The 20,526-nt window shown below is 58.4% G+C and carries 10 protein-coding genes; 5 read left to right on the top strand and 5 right to left on the bottom strand.

Annotated features, from left to right (window positions below; all coding sequences use genetic code 11):
• The 5 genes from FBR05_09840 to FBR05_09820 all read right to left on the bottom strand — a co-directional run.
• On the bottom strand, positions 1 to 603 hold a 603-nt coding region (locus FBR05_09840; GenBank protein MDL1872497.1), incomplete at its 3' end, for a hypothetical protein.
• A gap of 178 nt (positions 604 to 781) precedes the next feature.
• Positions 782 to 1,153: a hypothetical protein gene (locus FBR05_09835; GenBank protein MDL1872496.1), complete on the bottom strand. Its 372-nt coding sequence runs from the start codon at positions 1,151 to 1,153 to the stop codon at positions 782 to 784.
• 152 nt (positions 1,154 to 1,305) lie between these two features.
• Entirely contained in the window at positions 1,306 to 1,701 is a 396-nt protein-coding gene (locus FBR05_09830) for a hypothetical protein (protein MDL1872495.1), read from the bottom strand.
• 204 nt (positions 1,702 to 1,905) lie between these two features.
• The gene (locus FBR05_09825) at positions 1,906 to 3,297 is read right to left on the bottom strand and encodes a hypothetical protein (protein MDL1872494.1); all 1,392 of its coding nucleotides are present in this window, start codon (positions 3,295 to 3,297) and stop codon (positions 1,906 to 1,908) included.
• Positions 3,281 to 3,469, bottom strand: a complete 189-nt coding sequence (locus FBR05_09820) for a hypothetical protein (protein ID MDL1872493.1) — start codon at positions 3,467 to 3,469, stop codon at positions 3,281 to 3,283. The genes FBR05_09825 and FBR05_09820 overlap by 17 nt, the downstream gene beginning before the upstream one ends.
• Before the next feature lie 108 nt (positions 3,470 to 3,577).
• Here FBR05_09820 and FBR05_09815 point away from each other — a divergent pair, with 108 nt between their 5' ends.
• The 5 genes from FBR05_09815 to FBR05_09795 all read left to right on the top strand — a co-directional run bounded on the left by FBR05_09815 (position 3,578) and on the right by FBR05_09795 (position 20,430).
• Positions 3,578 to 4,756 carry a pyridoxal phosphate-dependent aminotransferase gene (locus tag FBR05_09815; protein MDL1872492.1) on the top strand — a complete coding sequence of 393 codons (1,179 nt, stop codon included), beginning with the start codon at positions 3,578 to 3,580 and terminating at the stop codon, positions 4,754 to 4,756.
• A 315-nt stretch (positions 4,757 to 5,071) separates the two neighbouring features.
• Positions 5,072 to 17,944, top strand: a complete 12,873-nt coding sequence (locus FBR05_09810) for a hypothetical protein (GenBank protein ID MDL1872491.1) — start codon at positions 5,072 to 5,074, stop codon at positions 17,942 to 17,944.
• Between the two features lie 46 nt (positions 17,945 to 17,990).
• Positions 17,991 to 18,944 carry a hypothetical protein gene (locus tag FBR05_09805; GenBank protein ID MDL1872490.1) on the top strand — a complete coding sequence of 318 codons (954 nt, stop codon included), beginning with the start codon at positions 17,991 to 17,993 and terminating at the stop codon, positions 18,942 to 18,944.
• A 21-nt stretch (positions 18,945 to 18,965) separates the two neighbouring features.
• Entirely contained in the window at positions 18,966 to 19,232 is a 267-nt protein-coding gene (locus tag FBR05_09800; GenBank protein ID MDL1872489.1) for a hypothetical protein, read from the top strand.
• A 76-nt stretch (positions 19,233 to 19,308) separates the two neighbouring features.
• Positions 19,309 to 20,430, top strand: a complete 1,122-nt coding sequence (locus tag FBR05_09795) for an ATP-binding protein (protein ID MDL1872488.1) — start codon at positions 19,309 to 19,311, stop codon at positions 20,428 to 20,430.
• Positions 20,431 to 20,526 lie beyond the last annotated feature (96 nt).

Genomic DNA, 20,526 nt, shown 5'->3' with positions numbered 1-20,526 from the left:
CAACTTCAACCCTCCCAACACCAAATAGCTCGAGGCCAAATCCCTGCCGACGGCGCCCGGGCCCCAATCCTGCTCCCGGCCCAAGGCCTGGTTGGCCAGGCGCCCGGCGAAGGTGAAGGCCGGGGCCTCGAGGGCAAAGCCGGCCAAGGACGCCGCGGCCCTGGCGCCGAAGCCTCGCGTGAACAGATTCGCCGCCGGACTGGCGCTCAACCGCGCCAGGCTCGCCAGCCGAGCCAATCGAAACACGGTGACGGCCGTGCCCATCGCGAACAAGGCCGCCGGATCGCTCGCTTCGCCCGCCAGGCGCCGGAGCAGGAATTCCGCGCGCGGCCCCGCGGCGCCGCGCCCTACCATCGCGTCCAAGCGGCGCGCGGCACGGCGGGAGAATTCCTCCGGAGCGGCTTCCTGGATACGCGCGTAGACGCGGGCGGCGGCCTCGATCTCGCCGGCGGATTCGCGGCGCAGGCCGTAGGACAGCAAGGACTCGAAAAACAATTCGGGATCCGACTCGCGCGCCAAGGCGCGCAGCTCGGGGTTGGAGCCCAGGCCGGAAAGCCAGGATTGCGGCGCGAAGCCGGTATTTATGGGAACGACCGTCGACATCTTTCACCCGGAACCTAAGACAGGGAATGCCTTAAATTCGGGCCAAGATGGCGGAAGTTGCGCGATTTGCCTAGCGATTCGGGAAACTGAAATAGGAGGCGGCCACCGAAAGTCCGACCAGGACGGCGGCGAAGATCCAAAGGGCGGTCGTGGAAAAGAGGGGAAACATCGTGGCCTCTCAGTTGTTGGACACCAGGTTGGGGACTTTCAAGAGGGACTTCAGGGTGGCGCCGAAGAAATCGAAGACCTGGTTCATCAGGTCGGTGGCGCCGGCGTTCTTGGCCTTCAGGTGGCGGGCCAGCTCGAGGTAGATCGTCTGGATCTCGTGCTTGAGGCCCCGCGAGAAGAACAGGGCCGTGGGGTCCTGTTGCATCGCCGCGTGGTAGCCGCGGAAGGCCTGGCTGAACTTTTTGTGGAATTCGAGGGTAAAGAGCGCCTTGGCCATTTCCTCGGGGCAGAGGTCTTGGAGCCTGCTGACCAAGTCTTCGATTTCGATGGGGTTTTTCGGCTCACTGGAGCCGCGGTTTTCGCCTAATTCCCGTATCGCCATGAAAGGCCTCCCACGATGAATTTATCGGGGCTTTTTGGGAATCGTTGCTCGCTCTTAAACTTGGATAATATCGGAAATAGCCTCAAAACCGCGCTTAGGTCTCGACCGGAAGAAAGTTTTGAGCCAACGTGATGAAAGGACTGTATTTTGAGTCAGCGTATCGAAGAGTGGTGAAACACAAAATATGCCGCGCCAATAGGCCCGATAGAATAAGCCAGAGGGTCGATCCAGCATCCCGCCGCCTCTTCGTCGCTGAAATTGCGGAACCAATCACCGGGCCAAACCAGGGTCCCTCCTCCCTCCTGAATAGTATTTCCGGCCGCGTCGGTGATGTCGTAGCCCATACTATCCTGCCAGGCCTGTTGGGCCCGCAAGCGCATCCCACTGTCTCCGGAATCTCTCCGCAAGGAGTGCAGGATTGCCCGAGCGGCCTCGTAATTCGCGAGGGAGCGCAATTCTTGGGCACAATCGAACATCCGACTCTCGACGCGGGATGGATCTTCCCCACCCTGAATGCTGCAGAGGGACTCCATTTCCTCCCGAGTCATAGAGGGATCGCCCCGATCAGCAAGGTCCACTGCTTCCGGTTCATGGGGCGCAGGAGGGGAAAAATATTCGGAAATAGCTCGTTGAATTTGAGACCAGCTGGGAAAGGGCATGTGGCACTCCCTAAGACGGGTGCCCTTCCCAATATTATCGCTAGCGGCGGATCAAGAGTTGCGCCGTAATGGTTTTATCTCAATAACCTGAAATCATTCGTAATTTAATCGATAGTCGCGCCGCATCAAGTCTTGCACCGTGCTGCCGCCCGAGTTGCCGCTGCGGATCCAGCTGATCGTGAAGACCCCGTCGTCGGAGACGTGGGCCTGGACGTTGGAGTTGGTGTTGCCGGAGGCGATGACCGAGAAATCCGCCGGCGTCGTGAAGCTGCTGGTACCGTTGTAGACCCGCGCGAGGATCTGCCCGCCCTGCTCCCAGGCGAAGAGGAAGTTGCCTCGGTGGTCGTTGGCGATCGACATGGTATTGGCGAGCCCGCTCGAGGTGATGCGGAAGGGGCTCTCGCCGGCCGGGCCGCCGAGGACGGCGCCGAAAATGCCGCCGCCTTGGGCGTTCCAAGCGGTCATGATGGAGCCTTCCTCGTTGATCGCGACGCTCAGGCTGGCGGTGGAGGAGAATCCGGAGGTACTGATGTTTTGGTCGACGTCGCCGGGCGTCACGCCGTGGAAGCTGCGGACGTGAACTTGGTTGGAGCCGCTGATCTCCGCCAGGACCCAGGTATCGCCCTCGCCTCGGGCCACCGCGTAGTGGCTGCGGGAGGCGGGCTCGGAACCCAGATTGAGCGAACCGGTCTGCGTGCCGTCGGCATTGAACGAAGTTGCCACCAGCTGCCCATTGCCGTCGCGGTAGACGGCGACGAAGCCGCTGCCGGTCGAGACAACCTGCGCATCGGGGACGTTGGCGCGGTCGGCCGCGCCGACCAGGGTGATGTCGCCGCCGATCGGGCTGCCCGAGCTGGAGATGCGCCGCGCGACGATGCGGGCGGTGCCGGGATCGCCGTCGGTGCGGGTGTAGACGACGACGGTCTCGCCGTTGTCGAGCATGGCCGCCGAGGTGTTCAGGTGCCGGGCCGTGGCCTCGTTGCTGACCGTCGAGACGCTGCCGCCGGTGCCGCCGCTGCGGACGAAGGCGAAAGTGCCGGTATTGGCGGGCGTCGTCGAATCGAAGACCGACCAGGCCACCGCATTGCGGGCGCCGGCGCCGGTCAAGTCGACGCCGTCGAGGTTGCCCGCCAGGGGCGCGGCGTTCATCGCCGACTCGGGGCCCAAGGGGCTGGCCGAGGAGATGGGATCACCCGGGGGCGGCGGCTCGCTGGGCGCGCCGCAGCCGGTCAGCAGGGACGGAATCGCCAAAAGGGAATACTGATAGGGAGATTCGCTCCACAGGGGGTTCACCCGGCGCGAGGGACCGAAGGCGTCGTTCAGCAGTTGGGAGCGGGAGACGGTCGCCAGCGAGGAGACCTCGCCGCCGAGGGCCGCGGGCTCGGGAGCCGCCGTGCAGACCTGCTCTTCCTCGGGAATCAGGCGGCAGACGCCCTCGACCTCGTCGTAGACTCCGGGAAGGAAAATTTTATTCGGTGGAGACATGTTCGCTGTTTCCTATCAATTGGTGGATGAAGCCGCCCAAGAGTCCGCCGCCCAGGATGAAGACCTCGAGACGCAGGTCGGGCAGAATCGCCCAAGGGGACAGCTTGAGGAACCAGATCGCGATCGTGCTAAAAAGGAGCCCAAAGCAGGCCCCGGATAAAAAGAGCTTCATAATGACCGTCCCTATAAAGATCGGGTGGGAAAGACAAAAGTTGCGGCCGGGGACGGGACGCGTTAGGAAAGTATTTCAAGCACTTAGCCAAAGGAATCGGAAAGCCCCATGCCCGCCAAGGCCGCCCTGCCCTCCTTGTTGTCCCGCCGCTCCCGGCAATTGCGCTCGTTTATCGCGATGGACGTGCTGGAAAAAAGCCAAGGCATGGCACAACTGGGCCACGATGTCATCAGCTTCTCGGTGGGAGAGCCCGACTTCCCGGCGCCGAAGGCGGTGAAAGCGGCCGCCATTCAAGCCTTACGCCGCGATTTCACCAAGTATACTCATTCCTTAGGCCTCCCCGCCCTGCGCGAGGCCATTTGCAAGCACTACCGCAAGCGCTACGGGGTCGCGATCCACCCCGACCAGGTGCTAGTCACCGCCGGCACCTCCCCTGCCATGCTCCTGCTCTTCGGCGCCCTGCTCGAGCCCGGCGAGGAGGTGGTCCTAAGCGATCCCCATTACCCCTGTTACGCCAATTTTTTGCGTTTCGCCGGCGGCAGGCCGGCCTTCGTCCGCGGCCGTGAGGCGGAGGGCTTCCAGCTGAATCCCGAGGCCGTGAAGAAAAAACTGCGGCGCAGGACGAAGGCGATCCTGATCAACTCGCCCGGCAATCCGACCGGGACCTTGCTGGACGCGAAGGCCATGAAGGCGCTGGCCGGGATGGGGAAATACGTGATCAGCGACGAGATCTACCACGGGCTGACCTATGAGGGCGAAGAGCGTTCCATTCTCGAGTTCACCGACCGCGCCTTCGTTTTAAATGGCTTCTCCAAGGCCTACGCGATGACGGGCTTCCGTCTGGGCTGGTGCATCTTCCCGCGGGCCCTCTCGAAGGTCTTCCAGAACATGGCGCAGAACTTTTACATCTCGACCTCGGGCTTCGTGCAGGCCGCGGGGATCGCGGCGCTGACTAAGACGGATAAGGAGCGCGAGGCCATGCGCCGGACCTTTCAAGAGCGACGCCGGGTCATGCTGGAGGGAGTGAAGCGGCTGGGCTTCGGCGTCGCCGCCGAGCCCGGCGGCGCCTTCTACGTCTTCGCAAACGCCAAGCACTACACGCGCGACTCGCACCGCTTCGCCTTCGACATTTTAGAGAAGGCCAAGGTGGGAATCACGCCCGGCATCGACTTCGGTCCCTCCGGCGAGGGCTACGTGCGCTTCTCTTACGCGACCGACGTGAAGAAGATCCGCAAGGGGTTGGGGAGGATCGAGGAATACCTGAGGAAACGGAAACTGCTGGCCTAAAATATCCGACGCCCATCATCCTTTAGGATGATTTTCGCACCTAAGGCCGTTGCAGGACCGTCCAGAACATGATTTTTCTCAACTTATTCGTAGAATAGTCGATACTGATAGCTATCATGAGGGGTCGGCACTGAGGCACAGGTGTCCGAGTCAAAGATCCATGACCTGGGTCTTATCGATGCCCCTTCTTCGTACCCGCAACCTAGAGACGATGAGACCCAACTAGAACAATCTCAAGCGCTTGCGCGGGCGGAAGCCTTTCGCAAGCTGCTGGGCCCCCTTGTCGGCGAGCTCCTACGCGGCCCCGACGGCGGCTTGGATCTCGCCAAGGTTCCCGCCAAAGATTTCAAGGAATTCCAAAAATTCCTCGCCGACCAGGCGGGCCTGAACACCGCGGTCCGGGTCGGCTTCTTAACCATCGACAGCGCTCCTTATCAGCGGCTCTTCTTGGAGGAAAGGTTCCTCCCGCTCTTCAAGCTCCTCTACCGCCAAATCCAAGCCCAGGAATTCGTCAGCCTCCCCGACTCCGAGGCGGAGGCCCTGCTCCAGGATTTCCAAAAAGAGCTCATCGCCATCGACGCCAAGGCCTTCGTCCAGAGCAAGCTCTTTTCGCCGGAGGGCCGGAAGGATCTCTCTTCCCTGCTCGCCGATCCTCGGAAGCTGAGCGACGAGCTGCGGGCCGACCTGATCCGCGGCGTCACTTATGTCATGAAGGACCGGGGGCAACTCAGCGACCTGGAGTATTACCAGGTTTCCCAACTCTCGGCCTTGGGTCCCCTTCAAGCCTTGGACTTTTTCAGCCTCTTCGACTCGAAGGCCGGCCTGGATCCTGCCACGCGCGGGGCCTTGAGCCTGATCGATTCGGTCGCCTTCTTCGAGCGGGAGGCGGAGGCGAAGCGCAAGGCATTCCAATCCAGCCCGGAACGGAAGGCCACCTTGACGATCGAGGGTAAATTTCAAGCCATCGACCCGAAGGAAGTCGAACGCTTCGAAAAGCTCGCCGCTGAAAAGTCCTCCCAGCCAGACCTGGCGAGCCGCGCTCAGGGGGAATTGTCAAGGCTATGGCTGATGGCGGCCGACCGGCAGCCTTGGGACGCCGACCTCCTGGGCACCGCGGAGGCGGACCGGATGCGCCTCCACGTCATGAAGGGGGCGGAGGCCTACCTGGACCGGGCAGCCAAACTGGAGACCCGGAAGGAGTTTGAGCTCTTCGCCCGGGACCTGCGGGCCTTTCTGGAGGCCGAGGTCGACCCGGCGAGGGCGGGCCTGGACTCGCCGCTCCAGAACTTGATTCAGAAGCTCCCCAGCGATCGGCGCTCTTCCTTCGATACCCTAAAGCACCTGGCCGATACCTGGATTCACTCCATCGAGATGGGGGAATGGATCGCGGTGGGCCCCTCCTCCATGAAAATGGGAGATAAGGAGCTGAGGCAAAAAACGGCGCTCATGATCCAAGGCCTGGAGCAGACCAAGCACGAGCTTTGGTACGGCTATAAGCAGCATAAGTTGGCTTCCAGAATCGGATCCGAGGTGGCCGACTGGTTTGGGGGCGGCGATCGCGAAGATATTCGGCGGGCGAATCAAGCGATCAACCAGCTCATCCATCGCTTAAGCGAGGCTGAATCCCAGAAAGACCTCGAAGCGATCGCCGGACAATTGTTCGAATCGCTCAAGGAGGGCGGGGACCTCTTCAAGGGGCTCAAGGCCTCCCGCATGGACTTCAACGAGCAATTGATCGGCCTGGGGCAGACCATCGCCATCATGGCGGCCCTGGGCTTGGCGACGCGGGGCTTGAGCCTCTTGGGCCAAGGCGGGGCGGCCCTGCTGCGCTCGGCGGGGGTGTTGCGCGGCGCCGCCGCGGCGGAGACAGCCTTGGCCACAACTGTGACGACGGCGGAGACCGCCACCATGGCCGAGCGGGTGGTGAACGGATTTAGCTTGGGGGCGAAGATTTCCCTGGCCGAGAACGCCGTCGCCCTGGCCTCCAGCGAGGTCCGACACGGGCCCGAGACCGCGGCAGGCTGGGCCAAGGACGCCTTGGCGACCGGCACCTCGATGGCCTTCACCGGGATGCTGCCGATCTCCCACGCGGCGACGGCGAATCCCCTGAAGAACGTCTGGGCGCGCTACACGGCGGGCACCGTGCAGGGCGCGAAGTTTCTTGCGATGGATACGGCGGTCGAGGCCTTTGAGGAAGGCATCGACGATCTGGCGCGCCGGGCGTTGGACGGAGACTTCATGGCGATCGACCCCACGCAGGCGCGCCACATCTTGGCCCTGACATTGGCGGGCGGCGGCGCCAAGGTCGGCACCGCGGCGGAGATCATTCGTGGGAAAGTTCCGGAGACCAATCCCGAGGCGCGGCAGGAATCCAAGCCGGGCCCGCATCCCTTGACCCATCCCCTCTTGGCGCCGGCGCTGATGCTGCTGGGCGCCGATGGCATGGGCGGGCAGGGAAAACCTCCCGGGAACAGGAACCTCAAGGAAAAAGGGAAACAGCTCATTGAGGAATTGAAGGCTTTCGTCTCCGGAAAAACCGTTCCGACCGTCGAGACTATTTTGGATCTTTATGGGCATCACCTCGACTATGCCAAATTATGTGGGGAATTGAATGCCCTCAATGACGCCACGCTTAAACAAGCGCGTGAGATATTTGAGAGATTCGTCATCCCACGACTGAACCTTCAGGAAGTAGCCCGAGTGGCCGAAATTGCCAAGCAGAGCGGACACAAGCAGGAATGGGACGCCTCGCTATTACTGAGCGAAATAGAAGACGATCACCCGGATCCAAAAATTCGAGCCTTCGCGGAAAAGATCTCACTCTCGGAACAAGAAAGACGGTCGCTTGAGGAAACCTTGCGTGTCTCCGAGCTGATCGATTTAATATTCGAAAAAGAGGGAATGGCCGGAATTCTTTCGGCCATTACCGAGTCCCTTCAACGAGGTCGCTTTGAAGATGCCAAACTCATTGCCTCAAAAATATTCACGAAGGTTACCAGTCATTCCCGATGGGATGTCGTTGGCCAACAGCAATTACTCAATTTTCCCCACCCACTGATTCGCTACGATTTATATGAGCTGGTCATCGACTTCAGCTCCATTCACTCTAACCCTAAATTCTCCGCCATCAGGGAGACTCTATGGCGGAATGAAGAACCCCTGCTCGCCTCCGATTTGACCTCGAAAGATCCGCTGCGGCGCGAATACGCGGACAAGATCACGAAATTGCTCGCTGAAAGACTGCCTCCCCAGGAGAAACCGAAAGGCCAGTTGAACGCCTTCGCCGCTCCCGCCATCGGCCTCATCCATGCCTTCGCCGGGGGCAATCCTTCAACTTCGCTAATGATCGCCGGCCTCGCGACCTTGGCTTCCGCCGGGATGGTATCGGGAGTTTTCTCCAGGATGGCCGAATGGGCGAAAGGCCGGTGGTTGGGAGACGGAAACACGGAGGCCGACGACACCTTCGCCCTGGGCTTCACCTCCGAGTCTCATTCGCAAAGCGATTCTTCCGCTCAGGAAGAGGAGCCGGACCTCACTTCTACCCAAGACCTTTCGGAAACCGGGACCGAAGCGAAGCAGGATCCTTCGAAGTTTATTAAGAAAGGAGATTTGTCCCGCTTGTTAGAAAACCCCTTCCTCGCGCCCTTCTGGATGTCAATGGGGGCGGAAGGTTTGGGAGGCGGCGGAAATTCTAGAATGTCCGCCGCTCAAGAGGTGGAAGAATTGGCAAACGAGGCGTTAAAGATCGTGGATGCCCAATTTCGCTCTTTCGATGATGGTCATGTGTGGAGCCGGATTCGCGCTGAAATTAATACCCTCTTCATTCCGTTAAAACCGAAGGCCCGCCTAAGCTTGGCTCTAAAACTTCTGGAAAAGTCCGGTCAAAGATGGGGTGACGCCCCCGTCTTCCCATTCGCTGAAATCTTCCCTTTGTTGACTCCGAAGGACCGGGTCCGATTCGCCCGGGAGACCGAGATACTGTTGGATCATGACGACTTAGACATCAGGAATTTCGCGCTGCAAGTGCTGAGATGTTTTTTGCCGTATTTAGACCTCGAAGAGTTGCGGCCCCGCCTTGTCCGCCTTGCGGAACTCTCCCTCTACGGAAACCCGGTAGAAGGTCTTAAGGCCAGTCTCATCCTGCCCTATGCCTTGGGGAGAGAAGTCGTTCTGGAAGCGGAATTATCGGATCAGCTGGCGATCCTCGCCATGGCCGATCAGGCAAGAGGAGATGTTTCCGGTAGTTTGTGGGAGGAAATCCAAAATAAGTTTTCTCATTTGGGTTATGACCCCCACGACCTGTCTCAAATCCGGGACCTCGCCAAGCAGGCCAAAATCGATCTCCTCAGCCTGCAGGCCCTGGGACACCTCGGTAAAATCACTTCTCCCAACGAACTCTCGGAATACGCGAGCGCGGCGTTGAAATACTTGGATGTCCGCGAATGGGAGCATCGCGCCTCGGGTCAAGGTGAAGCGGCGGAAGACGCGCAAGTCGCGCTGGACGCTCTGATGGAGGCCGGCAATTCCCGGGCCGCGCAGGCCGCGGCGAGGGTTTTTCGCCGAACCCCTACCGGCGATTCCGACGCCGGAAGCGCCCCGCCAAGCGGCTCGGCCCTGGCTTTCAGCGCCCTGCCCGGCATCCTGGGGATCGATTTCTTGAGCCACCACGGCAACTTCACTCCCGAGGGCCTAGGTCTCGCGGGACTGGTCTCGCTCGCTTCGATGTGGATGGCCTTAGGAATTTTCTCGAAAGACGGCAAGAAAGCGGAGCTGAGCCCTTACCGAGTCGCCGAGAGCCCTCTGGATGCCGCTGAGCTTCGTCTCCTCGACTCAAACCTCAGCAAGAAACAACGGTCCCAAGCCTTAAAAGAGTACCTCCGTCTCCTCGAAGGGCTTCCCAAAGGCTCTGCGAAATTCGACCAGAGTTTTTTGCTGCTGCTGGAGCTTACCCTGCAACGGAAAATCACAGATTCTCCGGAATTTTGCCTATGGTTGGCGCAAGCCAGCCGTGACACTTCCTTTGACCCGGTGCTTCAAGATCGATTGTTTGAGCTGATTACCCACGCATCCTCATGGTCCACCTCTCAACTCTCCGATTGGATGGTGCTGGCCTGCTTACCCGTGGAGATCCTCAGCCTAGCCGCTTTGGTGGTTGCGGGAGCGCCTGCCCTCGTCTTGCTAGGGGGCATGGCGGTATGCGGGATGCTTAACTATAGTGTTCTTCCCCCAACGGTCGCCAATATCATGAAACGACGGCTTGAGGGTCAGCGACTGTGGACCCTGCTGGAGATTTTAAAAAATGACGCCGGACGATCTCTTGCTGCTAGCAAAGTGCAAAGAATCAAAATCTCAGAAAGCGAATCGGAATCGGCTCAGAGACGCGTCCAAATAATAAGTATCCTTAATGCTGAACCCATGGATGCTCTTGAGGTGGAAGCCAAACAGGAGTCGGACGCAGAAAGAAGGCAAAGCGAAGAAGAAACGATTCAACACACCAAGCGGAACGGAGACTCAGGGGAAAATCTCAACGCCCTCGCCGCCCCGGCCCTTTTCGGCCTGGATTTCCTCGTCAACGGCCAGCCTACCGCCACCGGTGCCTTGGTCGCCGGGGTGGCGATGTTAGCTTCGAGCGGGATGCTGTTGGGCGTATTTCGCCGATTGGGGGATTGGCTGGAGGAAAAAAAGGATCGATGGTTCGGCAAAAAGGAAGAAAGTCCAGCCTCCGATCCATCGATCACCGCAACTCTGGGCGCGACACCCAGGCAGCATCCAAACACCCCCTTTCGGAAAAACGCCTCTGAGGACGCGGAGCTCGAGGGCTGGCTCGCTCTATTGAAAAGCGAGAATGAATACGATTGCGAGATCGCCGCGCGGAAACTGGCGGAATCGAAATCTCCCCGTGCGAAGGGAGAGCTAAGGGCCTGGCTTGAATCCGAAACACGGCCCTTCGTTCATTTAGCGATCCTGATGCACCTCGGGGAGAGGGAAGATATCGATGCCATCAAGGGGATGCTGAGAGACGACCAATTGGACGATGCCTGCCGAATGGAGGCCATGCGCCGACTTCCTTACGTGGCTCCAGCAGAGGCTTCCGAAGAGCTGCGGATGCTTTTGAAAAATCCGGGAATCCATTCTTCCCGACTGATTCGGTGCGCCGTGGATTGTCTGCAGAGCCTTGACTTTGGAGACCTCGCAACGATGCGACCCCTTTTGCAAACTTATTATGATTCGGAAGAAGTACTGATCTCCGTGGTGAGAGCCCTGAGAAATATCGGAGACAAGCGGGCGATCAAAGACCTAAGGCCCCTGTTGAAGCACTGGTCCGGGATGGTTCAACATGAGGCCTTCCATGAGCTGATTTTCTTTGGGGAGTCCTCGGAAGCATTGGAGGTTTTGCGAAAACGGTTGAGGGGTGACAATCGAGGCGATCGCTTTTGGGCGCTGGACGAACTCCGCAGGAATTTCTTTTGGAATGGGATGAAGGAGGATCACCGAGAGGCCTTAACAGGAGAACTCCGGAATATCTTAAGGGACGCCGATACGGAAGTCGCGTATCAAGCGGCCGCCGTCTTATCGCGGCGGGGGGATGTCCAGGGAGTCGAGCATTTAACAGAGCTATTAAAGGACCCGGAAATGCGCGCCCGTGCCGCGGCGGAACTCATATCCCAGGGACAAGGGCATTCGATCCCCGTTTCCGAACTGCGCGCTATGTTGAAGGAGAAAATTTTCAGGTTTACGAGCCTTGAACAGATCCTTCTGATATTGGCCGATCTTGAGGCAACCGAGGCCATCGACGAGATCCAAGCGTTCTTGCGTGACAACAACGAGCATGTGCGCGCCGCCGCCCAAGTGGCGCTGGATATCCTTTTACCACTTCGCGAGCGAGCATCCCATTCCGGCGAATCCGCCGGCACTCCCATGGATAAGGACGCAAGGAAAGATCCTTCATCCACCTATGCCTTCGCCGCCCCGGCACTGGGACTCCTCCATGCCTTCGCCGGCGGCGACAGTTCGACTTCGCTGTGGATCGCCGGCCTAGCGACCCTCGCCTCCGCAGGCATCGTGACCGGGGTCTTCGCCAAAATGACCGATTGGGCGAAGGACATCTTCCTGGCTCCCTTTTGGCTCTTCATGGGGGCGACGGGAGGCTTTCCGGGGATGCGGGAGGGCCGGCTCTTGGGGAAACCCGCCTTCAGGGGTATCGACGAGGCCCTGGAAGATTTTTCTCGGCTGGAAGCGCGGATCCAAAAACAATTCCTCACGATCCTCGGCAAGATCGACGAGGAAACGATCCGAGCCTATCAGGAGGAGCTTACATGCATCGAACAGCGCCGGAGCTTTTGGCGGCAACAGGAAGAACACCTGAAAGATCTAATGAACGAGGAGCGGGAACGCTTCGCTCAGGACATCGAGATCGGCCTGAACCTGTTGCGGGAGAAATTACTGCGAGTCGGGGCGGAGATCTTCCAAGAGCCGCTGGAGCATGAAAGGCGCCCCCGTTGGGGCCTGCGCTTTAAGCCCGATAAGCCCGAGACGGAGCCTAGCGAGAGAAAGGAGCGCCCTCCGCCCAAGCCGCCCAGCGATGCCCTTACTGCCCTGGTCAACCGGGATGTGGGCTATGGCAAAGAGCTAAGCTTACGAGATCATCAGATCGCCGCCCTCCACGCTCTGCGCGGTCGTCTGCGCCTCTTGCAGTCCTTTATCTCCGACGGCACCGAGCCCCCACCCGAGGCCCTGGTGGGCAGCCTCGTGATGCCGGTGGGCGGGGGCAAGACGCGAACGATGGTGGCGGGCTTCGCGGCCGCCATCGAGTTGGGGTGGATGAACCCGAAGGCCGGCGACAAGCTGATCATCCTCAACCATACGGACCAGATCCACGGCCAGAATCTCAAGGTGGCCGGGCTGCTGAGCGGGTATTTTAAAAAGCAGACCGGACGTTCGCTCAAGATCAGCGAATACAAGGCGGATAAGAAGGATGTCCGAGGGGACGTGATCGTGGTCAGCATCCCCAGCATCGCGGATCCCGTCAAACGAGAGGCCTTTCAAGCACGGCTCAAACAGGCCCTAGGTATAGAGGGCAAGGTAGCGATGGTGGCGGTGGACGAGGTGCACCACCTAGGCCTTGGCCAGGGCAAGAGCCGAGAGACCTGGGCGCAGGCGATCCAGAGTATCCGAGAACTATCTCCGCAATTATTTCAGATTGGCTTCACCGCGACACCGACGGGCAAGGAAGCGGGACGCTTGTTTACGGTTCGGGAGCGAGAACTGATGCAGGCGGGGGTGACGCCGCGGACTTATCTGGTCAAGGTAGACGGGATCGACCTAAGTCAACTCAAAGTCACCAGCTCAGGGGAATTTGAAGGGCGATCCTTGCAAAGCACCCTGCTAGACCGTCCCGAGCGCAACGCCAGGATCTACGCGGCCCTAAACGAACGCGGGATGCGTGCAGAAAACCCCAGCCCCAGCGGAAGAACGAAATTAGAGGCGGTGTTGGGCTTTGGACAGGATTTAAGGCACGCCGAAGCCCTCGCCGAGGACTATGTCGGGTATTTTGAAAAGGAGAAAGGGGATCTGGGGGGCCGCCGTCTCCTGGTGCTGGGCAAGAACCGCGGCAAGATCACCGCTACGGAATTGCAAGCGGCCCTGACGCAATACCGCGAGGGCAAGATCGACGGGATCGTGGCCTTGGTGAGCGGGATTACCAAGGGACAGAAGGATCCAGTGCTGCAGGCGGTGGTGCAAAGTAAGATCGAGGCAGTGTTCACAGTCGACGCCCTAGTCGAGGGCGCCGATCTCTACATGTTCTCCCATCAGATCGGGGCTCGGCCGACCTTTTCAAGACATAAGAAGGGCCAGGAGCGAGGCCGCATCAACCGGCGGGGCCCGGACGAGACCAGCCCCGACGGAAAATTACTCAAAGACCCGCCCAAGATCCTGTTTGACGTAGTGGACCGTTACCATGGCGAGACCCCGCTGATTCGTTACGGCGATATCTTGGGCATCGGCGGTCACGTCCAAATGAAGAATGGCGAGATGCTGGATGCCCTCAGTGGAGAAGCCAGCCAAGAGGTGGATCGAACAGGCAAGAATATTTTGCGTCACAAAGCGGGAGCTAGCCCTCAGCCCCCTCAACCGCGACCCAAGCCACTCGATCCCGATTGGGCGCCCCTGATCGAGCAATTAGAAAAGATCTTGTCGGAACAATACCGAGGAGATCTCGAGTCCCTAGCCTTGGACCTTGGGGAAACAGAGGGCTTCGTGACCGAGATGCTCGAGGGTCGCGCTTGGGAAAATAGTCGTTGGTTCTTAAAACGCCTAGGTACCTTGCTTTACCAGGAGCGCCAGGGCTTTGTGCGGCTCTATCGAGAGCCTTACTTGGCGGCCTTTCGCCAGGCCCTGGCTCAGATCGAGGCGGAGGGGAAAGAGGTGAACTATCGGGCCGTGGTCGATCTCGCCTGGCGGTTCTACGGAAAGGGTCTCCCCGAGGGTGAGCGTCCGGGTCGAGGGACCTTTCGGCACTTGGTCAGCGGATCAAGTGCCGATCCCGAGGTGCTGGCGCTATTGTCGGCCTCGGCCTTGGTGAGCAAACAAAGACAAACTGCGCTCAAGCAAGAGGGAGTGCTGGATTCCTTTCGTCAGGCCCTCGCTCTGATCGAGGCGAAGGGGAGAGAGGTGCGTTTTCGAGCTGTGGCCGATCTCGCCTGGCGGTTCTACGGAGAGGGGCTCCCCGAGGGTGAGCGTCCGAGTCTAAATACCTTTCAAGGATTGGTCAGCGGATCAAGGATAGATCCTGAAGTGCTGAAGGTTTTGTCGGCCTCGGCCTTGGTGAATAAACGAAGTAAAACGGCGCTTAAGCGAGGGGGCGTGTTGGATTCCTTTCGTCAGGCCTTGGCTCAGATCAAGGTGGAGGGGAAAGAGGTGAGTTGTCGGGCCGCGGCCGATCTCGCCTGGCGGATCTACGGGGAGGGCCTTTCCGAGGGAGAGCGTCCGGCTCAGGAGACCTTTCGAAACTCGGTCAGCGGCTCAAGGGCCGATCCCGAGGTGCTGGCGCTCTTATCGGCCTCGGCCTTGGTGAGTAAACAAAGCAAAACCGCGCTGAAGCGAGAGAGGATGCTGGAGTCATTTCGTCAGGCCTTGGCTCAGATCGAGGCGGAGGGGAAAGAGGTGAATTATACGGCCGTGGCCGATCTCGCCAGGCGGTTCTACGGAGCGGGCCTCCCCAAGGGTGAGAGATCGGGTCGAGGGACTTTTCGAGGCTTGGTCAGTGGCTCAAGTGCCGACCCCGAGGTGCTGAAGCTCTTGTCGGCCTCGACCTTGGTGAGTAAACGAAAACAAACCGCGCTCCAGCGAGAGGGCGTGCTGGAGTCTTTTCGTCAGGCCTTGGCTCAGATCGAGGCGGAGGGGAGAGCCGTTACTCCACAGGCCCTAGCCAAACGGGTCCATCAGATTTATTGCAGGAACCTTCCGGAGAGCGAGCGACCGGGCCCAAATGTCTTTTGGAAAATAGCGAGCGGGTATAAGGTCGTTCCCGAGCTGGCATCCCTCTTGACGGGATCGAGATTCATAAGGAAGAATAATTCCGGAGAGAGCTCGGGTGGAGGGCTTAACGCCTTCGCCGCCCCGACCCTGGGCCTCATCCATTCCTTCGCCGGCGGCGACAGTTCGACTTCGCTGTGGATCGCCGGCCTCGCAACCCTCGCCTCTGCAGGCGTCGTGACCGGGGTCTTCGCCAAATTGGCCGATTGGGCGAAGGACATCTTCCTGGCTCCCTTTTGGCTGTTGATGGGCGCAGAGGGCGGCGGCGATCCTATCGGCAAGGGATTGCCTCTTTCAATAGAACGCTTGGAATTGCTGATCTGCGATCCCAAGCAGGCGACTTCCGGCGACATCGAGCAAATCCTTCAACAGATCGAGTCCCAGGACGAGAACGAAGAATATTTTAACCGCCTGTGTAGCGCCTTGTGGGGCATCGTTAACCGGAATCAAGATTACTTTCCCCTGTTGCTGTCTCGCCTCCCCAACTTGGAATCGAAAACGCTATATCGGTTCCTCGATCAAATCGGCCGGTGGCTGGGGGAGAGCCCTAAGGTTCTGGGGGCCCCGAAAATGGCGGCGGATTTTCTCTCGGCCCTTTCCGCGCATCGCCTAATCTCCCCGGAATACTTCGAGGATCTTGACAAATGGGACCCCTCGACAAGGAAGGCAAGGGCTCAGATTCTCTTGAGGGTCCTCAGTGAGGAGAATCACCAGCTCTATCTCAATTTAGCCCTTCAGTGGCTTGGCAGGGCCGATTCCGAGACATGGGCCGACCTCTCCCCCATTCTCTCGGGAGGAATTTTCTCTTATATGGAGGACCCGGGACTCTTAGTCGCGGTCCTCGGGCAACTTCTCGCGGACCCGACCCATTTCAAGGCCCAAGGAAATGTCCTGACCACCTTTGAGGAACTTTTGCACTTGCCGCGGAACAACGCCACGCAACGGCAACTCGTTCGACATCTGGCGAGACGATTGGAAGATGAAAATGATTGGATCCGCCAAAAGACCATTCGAATCTTAACCGACGCAGCTCCTCGCTTGCGCCCCGCCATTTTGAAAGTGGCGGCCGATCAACTCAAGCACCAAATGAAATGGTCCGCTCATCCCGGCGTCATCGAGGCCAACCGATTGGTCTTGGAGGCGATGAAAGAGGCCTCCCCTGAAGAGGACCGAACTGGCGGGCTTAACGCCGTCGCCGCCCCCGCGGCCTTATTGGGGATCGATTTTCTCATTCACGGCGATCAGGTCTCGACCGGAGGCATTTTGCTCGCGGGGGCCGCAGCGCTGGCCGCCAGTGGCACCTTTACGACCCTTATTGCGAGCCTTAGCAAGCGCTTCAAAGAAATCCTGCTCGCCCCGCTGTGGATGTTCTTAGGCGCGGGCGGCATCGGCGGTATGGGAGGCGAATCCGATACGGAGGCCCGAATCCTCACCGAATCGGAGTTCGACGTCTTGCTCGAAACGACTCTTCAGGGAAGCCGAGAGGCTCAATTGGAGAAATTAAAATCGACCCTGAAAATTCCTTTGTCCCGGGAGCAATTGCACCGCGTCATCCGGGAACTGAGAGGCCTGAACTTTGACAGTTGCGATCTGTTCTGGCAGCTCGGCAAAGTCGCGACGGATGAGGATTTCGAAGGCGATGCCGATCTATTTGTAGAAGTTATCGCCGAGCTGGAGGGAAGGCCTCACCATAAAGTTCAAGCCTGGACTATCATGGCTCACGACCCCAACTTTAACGGAAATTTTCACCGCCTGATGGATCTGGTATTAAGCGCGAACACACCGCCTTACTGGCAGTTCGAGGCATTCTCCCACATTGCCTCGCATCCCAATTTCAAAGGTGATTTTAGCAAGCTGCGTAGCCGCTGGTGGGCCTTATGGGTGGGGCATCGAGATTTCCACTGGGATACCGCCAATATGGACCATTCCCCGGAATCCTTCATCGGCGCCAATCCCAACTATGCCGGCGACCTGCTGCAATTACGCCGCGTCATTGAAACGCAATATATCGACCGCGATTTCCCTCGGCGCCTGCACGTCGCGCGCTTAGGTTTAAACCCCCGCTTTGCGCCCCATCTCAAGCAAGCCCTCGAGGAATTGAAGGAGGATATGTTCGAGGAAGACGCAGCCGGCCTGGTTCGACAAATGATGTTGAGACCGGGGCTTTCGGTCGACTTCTGGTATTTGCTGGATCTCTACGTCTCCTCTCCCTCCTGCAACATCTTCAAGAGACGCTGGCGGGACTTGGGCAATGATCCGCGCTTTGTGGATTTTCTACCTTTTCTGAATGAAGTCGAAAAGGAATCCACGGGCGATAGTTTTTGCTTGGAACTCACCGCCCGAATCTTCGCCCAACTCGCGGGAGAGCTGATGAGCGCCGAAGGATCCGAGGCCGAATATAAGCGTGAGGCCATCCTCGACGCCATTTTGGGCGCCTTCGATCACTCCAATCCCAAGGTCCGCAAGGCCTTTATTCGGATGACTCCGGTTGTCCATTACGACCCGGCTCTTCCCGTGGAAATAAGAACGATCTATTTGAATAGAACCCTCGACCAACTCAAAGATTCCGACCGCCTGGTCCGCAAGGCCGCTCGAAGGGCCTTAGACCAGATCCCGGACGCGGATCTGCCGATGAGGCCCTCTGCCCGATAAATTTTTCTAGCGGCCAGGAAAATTTTTTCAAAAAAGGGAGATTCGAATGAATAGGATAAATTCAATCGGCGCAGGCGGGGCGCCCGCCTATTTTCCCGTTCCGGAGACGCTCGGTGCCGAAGGCGGACCCGGAAACGTGGACGCCTATGTCCCTCCTCAAGAGACCGGCCTTATCGACGAAATTTTAGGTTTCGCGGGCTCCTGGCTAAGATCGATTTTCTCCGGCCCCTTAGGTTGCGCGCCCGCCTATCAAGTGGGAACCGTTTACAGCTCTTCGAAGAACCCGGAAATCAGGCTCCGCATCGACATGGCGGGTGACCCTGCGGTCGGGACTGTTTATCATATCCGGCAGTTTCATTTGCCGCCGCCATTTTTAAGCGACGAAAATCCGACTCTGGACACTTATGAAACCATCGGAGCTTACCATAAAGAAATGCTTGGGGCCCTCGAGGGCCTAAAACAAAGACATATCTTTGTGGAGGGGCTCGCCTTCGACATCCCCGCCAATATCCCGCGGGAGCAAATGATGGATTTATTGAGGAGGAATTTTCCGGAGGCGGTCGGCTATCTCGAAAAACAAGATCCCGTCGAGACGAGGCATCAAAAAGACACCATCCTGACGGCTTTGATCGGCGCCGACTTTCTATACGCCTTTCACCATCCGGAGGTCACGTTGCATAAAACCTTAACTCTTTCCGAAGCGGAATTCACGCTTCGCAAGGTCGACGAGATCAAGAAAAGACACGGCGGCAACTTGAGGTTAGTGGCTCAGGATCCGGAATTTCTCGACCTTGCCTTGGACCGGAGGGAAGATTGGGCGACCCGGGAAATGATACAATTCTTAAAAGAACATCCGGGAGAAAGCCTGGTTTTGGTCTATGGGGGAGCCCACCGCTTTTGCGATGACTTCGTAAGTGCCGGCCTCGCCCCACGGATGATTTCTGTTTGGTGGAAGAAGCCGGGGGGATACGAAATGCCTGTCCCGAGCTCTTGCTTTTAGGCAATTCCACAGGAGAAGCCCATGACGGCTAAATCCATATTTTTCGTTTTACTTGCTATTTCGCTTCTTGGTTGCGGCATCCGTAAAGATCAACCCACAAGCATCGGCCAGGCTACCATGGAGCGCGACGGAACCATCGTCTTGGACCTACGAGCCGAGGGTCCGAAGGGAGCCATAGGAGAGGGACGTCTGGTGTATCCGCCATCCCATGCGCAATATAAGAAAATCCTGCAGCATCTCGGCGGACTTAAGCCGGGCGAGGTCAAGCCTGTGCCTCCTTGGGAGTGACGATTTATTCTGACTATTTTGAAGCTCTATTCCAAATAGTCTTGACTATTTTGCAATTCTATTCCAAATAGTCAATATGCGCCGCTGGCTCACCCCTTACCTAAAAAAAGATCTCGGCGAGAAAATCGTCTTATTGTGCGGTCCCCGCCAAGTCGGCAAAACCACCTTAGGTCAAGCCTTATTCAAGAATTACGACTACTTCAATTTCGATTCCGGAGAGGACCGGAAACTCCTCTTTCAAAAAAAGTGGAACCGTAAGGCCGACCTGGTCATCTTTGACGAGCTTCACAAGATGAAAAAGTGGAAATCGTGGCTCAAAGGGATCTATGACACCGAAAAACGTCCTCCCGCCTTGTTGGTGACGGGATCCGCCCGCCTGGATACATACAAAAAAGGCGGCGATTCCCTCGCGGGCCGGCATTTTACTTTCCGCCTGCACCCTTTCACCGTCAAGGAATTAAAGGGTCAAATCAGCCCCAACGAGTGTCTGCGAAGGCTGCTCAAGGTCGGCGGTTTCCCCGAACCGTTTTTGAAAAATTCGGAGACGGAGGCCCGGCGCTGGCAACGCGGGCATTTGGATGTCATTTTGCGGGAGGACCTTCTCGACCTGGAGAGGATCCGGGATATTAAATCCATCGAGATTCTCATCGATCTGTTGAGATCCCGCGTAGGATCTCCTGTTTCCTACAGTTCTTTAGCAGGGGACTTGCAAGTCTCGGTTCACACGGTGAAAAAATGGCTGTCGGTTTTGGAAAATCTCTACGTCATTTTTCCGGTGAGGACCTATCACAAAAATATCGCCCGGAGTATTTTGAAGGACACCAAATACTATTTTTTCGACAGCGCCCAAGTCGAGGGCGATCTCGGCAGGCGCTTGGAAAACGTGGTGGCCTGCGCCTTACTCGCGGAGCTTCAGGGGATGGAAGACACTGCCGGGAGTAAAACCTCCCTTCACTTCCTCCGGGACAAAGAAAAAAGGGAAATCGATTTTCTGACCGTCGTCGACGGCCGACCGACGGCCATGGTCGAGGTTAAATGGGACGACCAGGAGATTTCAAAGAACTTCAAGGGATTCCTCAAACAGTTAGGCTCCCTTCCCTCCTATCAAGTGGTACATGAGCTCAAACGTCCGCTCTCGACGCCGCACGTATCCTTGGTCGGAGCTGCGGAATTTTTGGCAAATCTCGATCTGCGCTGAGGGTCGCCATCATTTCGCGCAACAATTTTCCCCGCAAGCCTGCGCCAGGCCGGCGAGGTTGGAACCCTCCGAGACGCAGGTGGCGATTTCCTTCGC

It is taken from the genome of Deltaproteobacteria bacterium PRO3, from assembly GCA_030263375.1.
In the GTDB taxonomy this organism is placed as follows: domain Bacteria; phylum UBA10199; class UBA10199; order DSSB01; family DSSB01; genus DSSB01.
This window is presented reverse-complemented; position numbering and strand designations above follow the sequence as displayed.

What these genes read in the sequence shown, in the direction of transcription:
- FBR05_09795 (MDL1872488.1), top strand. Translation starts at nt 19,309, where the DNA reads ATGCGCCGCTGGCTCACCCCTTACCTAAAAAAAGATCTCGGCGAGAAA.
- FBR05_09800 (MDL1872489.1), top strand. Translation starts at nt 18,966, where the DNA reads ATGACGGCTAAATCCATATTTTTCGTTTTACTTGCTATTTCGCTTCTT.
- FBR05_09815 (MDL1872492.1), top strand. Translation starts at nt 3,578, where the DNA reads ATGCCCGCCAAGGCCGCCCTGCCCTCCTTGTTGTCCCGCCGCTCCCGG.
- FBR05_09825 (MDL1872494.1), bottom strand. Translation starts at nt 3,297, where the DNA reads ATGTCTCCACCGAATAAAATTTTCCTTCCCGGAGTCTACGACGAGGTC.
- FBR05_09805 (MDL1872490.1), top strand. Translation starts at nt 17,991, where the DNA reads ATGAATAGGATAAATTCAATCGGCGCAGGCGGGGCGCCCGCCTATTTT.
- FBR05_09820 (MDL1872493.1), bottom strand. Translation starts at nt 3,469, where the DNA reads ATGAAGCTCTTTTTATCCGGGGCCTGCTTTGGGCTCCTTTTTAGCACG.
- FBR05_09830 (MDL1872495.1), bottom strand. Translation starts at nt 1,701, where the DNA reads ATGACTCGGGAGGAAATGGAGTCCCTCTGCAGCATTCAGGGTGGGGAA.
- FBR05_09835 (MDL1872496.1), bottom strand. Translation starts at nt 1,153, where the DNA reads ATGGCGATACGGGAATTAGGCGAAAACCGCGGCTCCAGTGAGCCGAAA.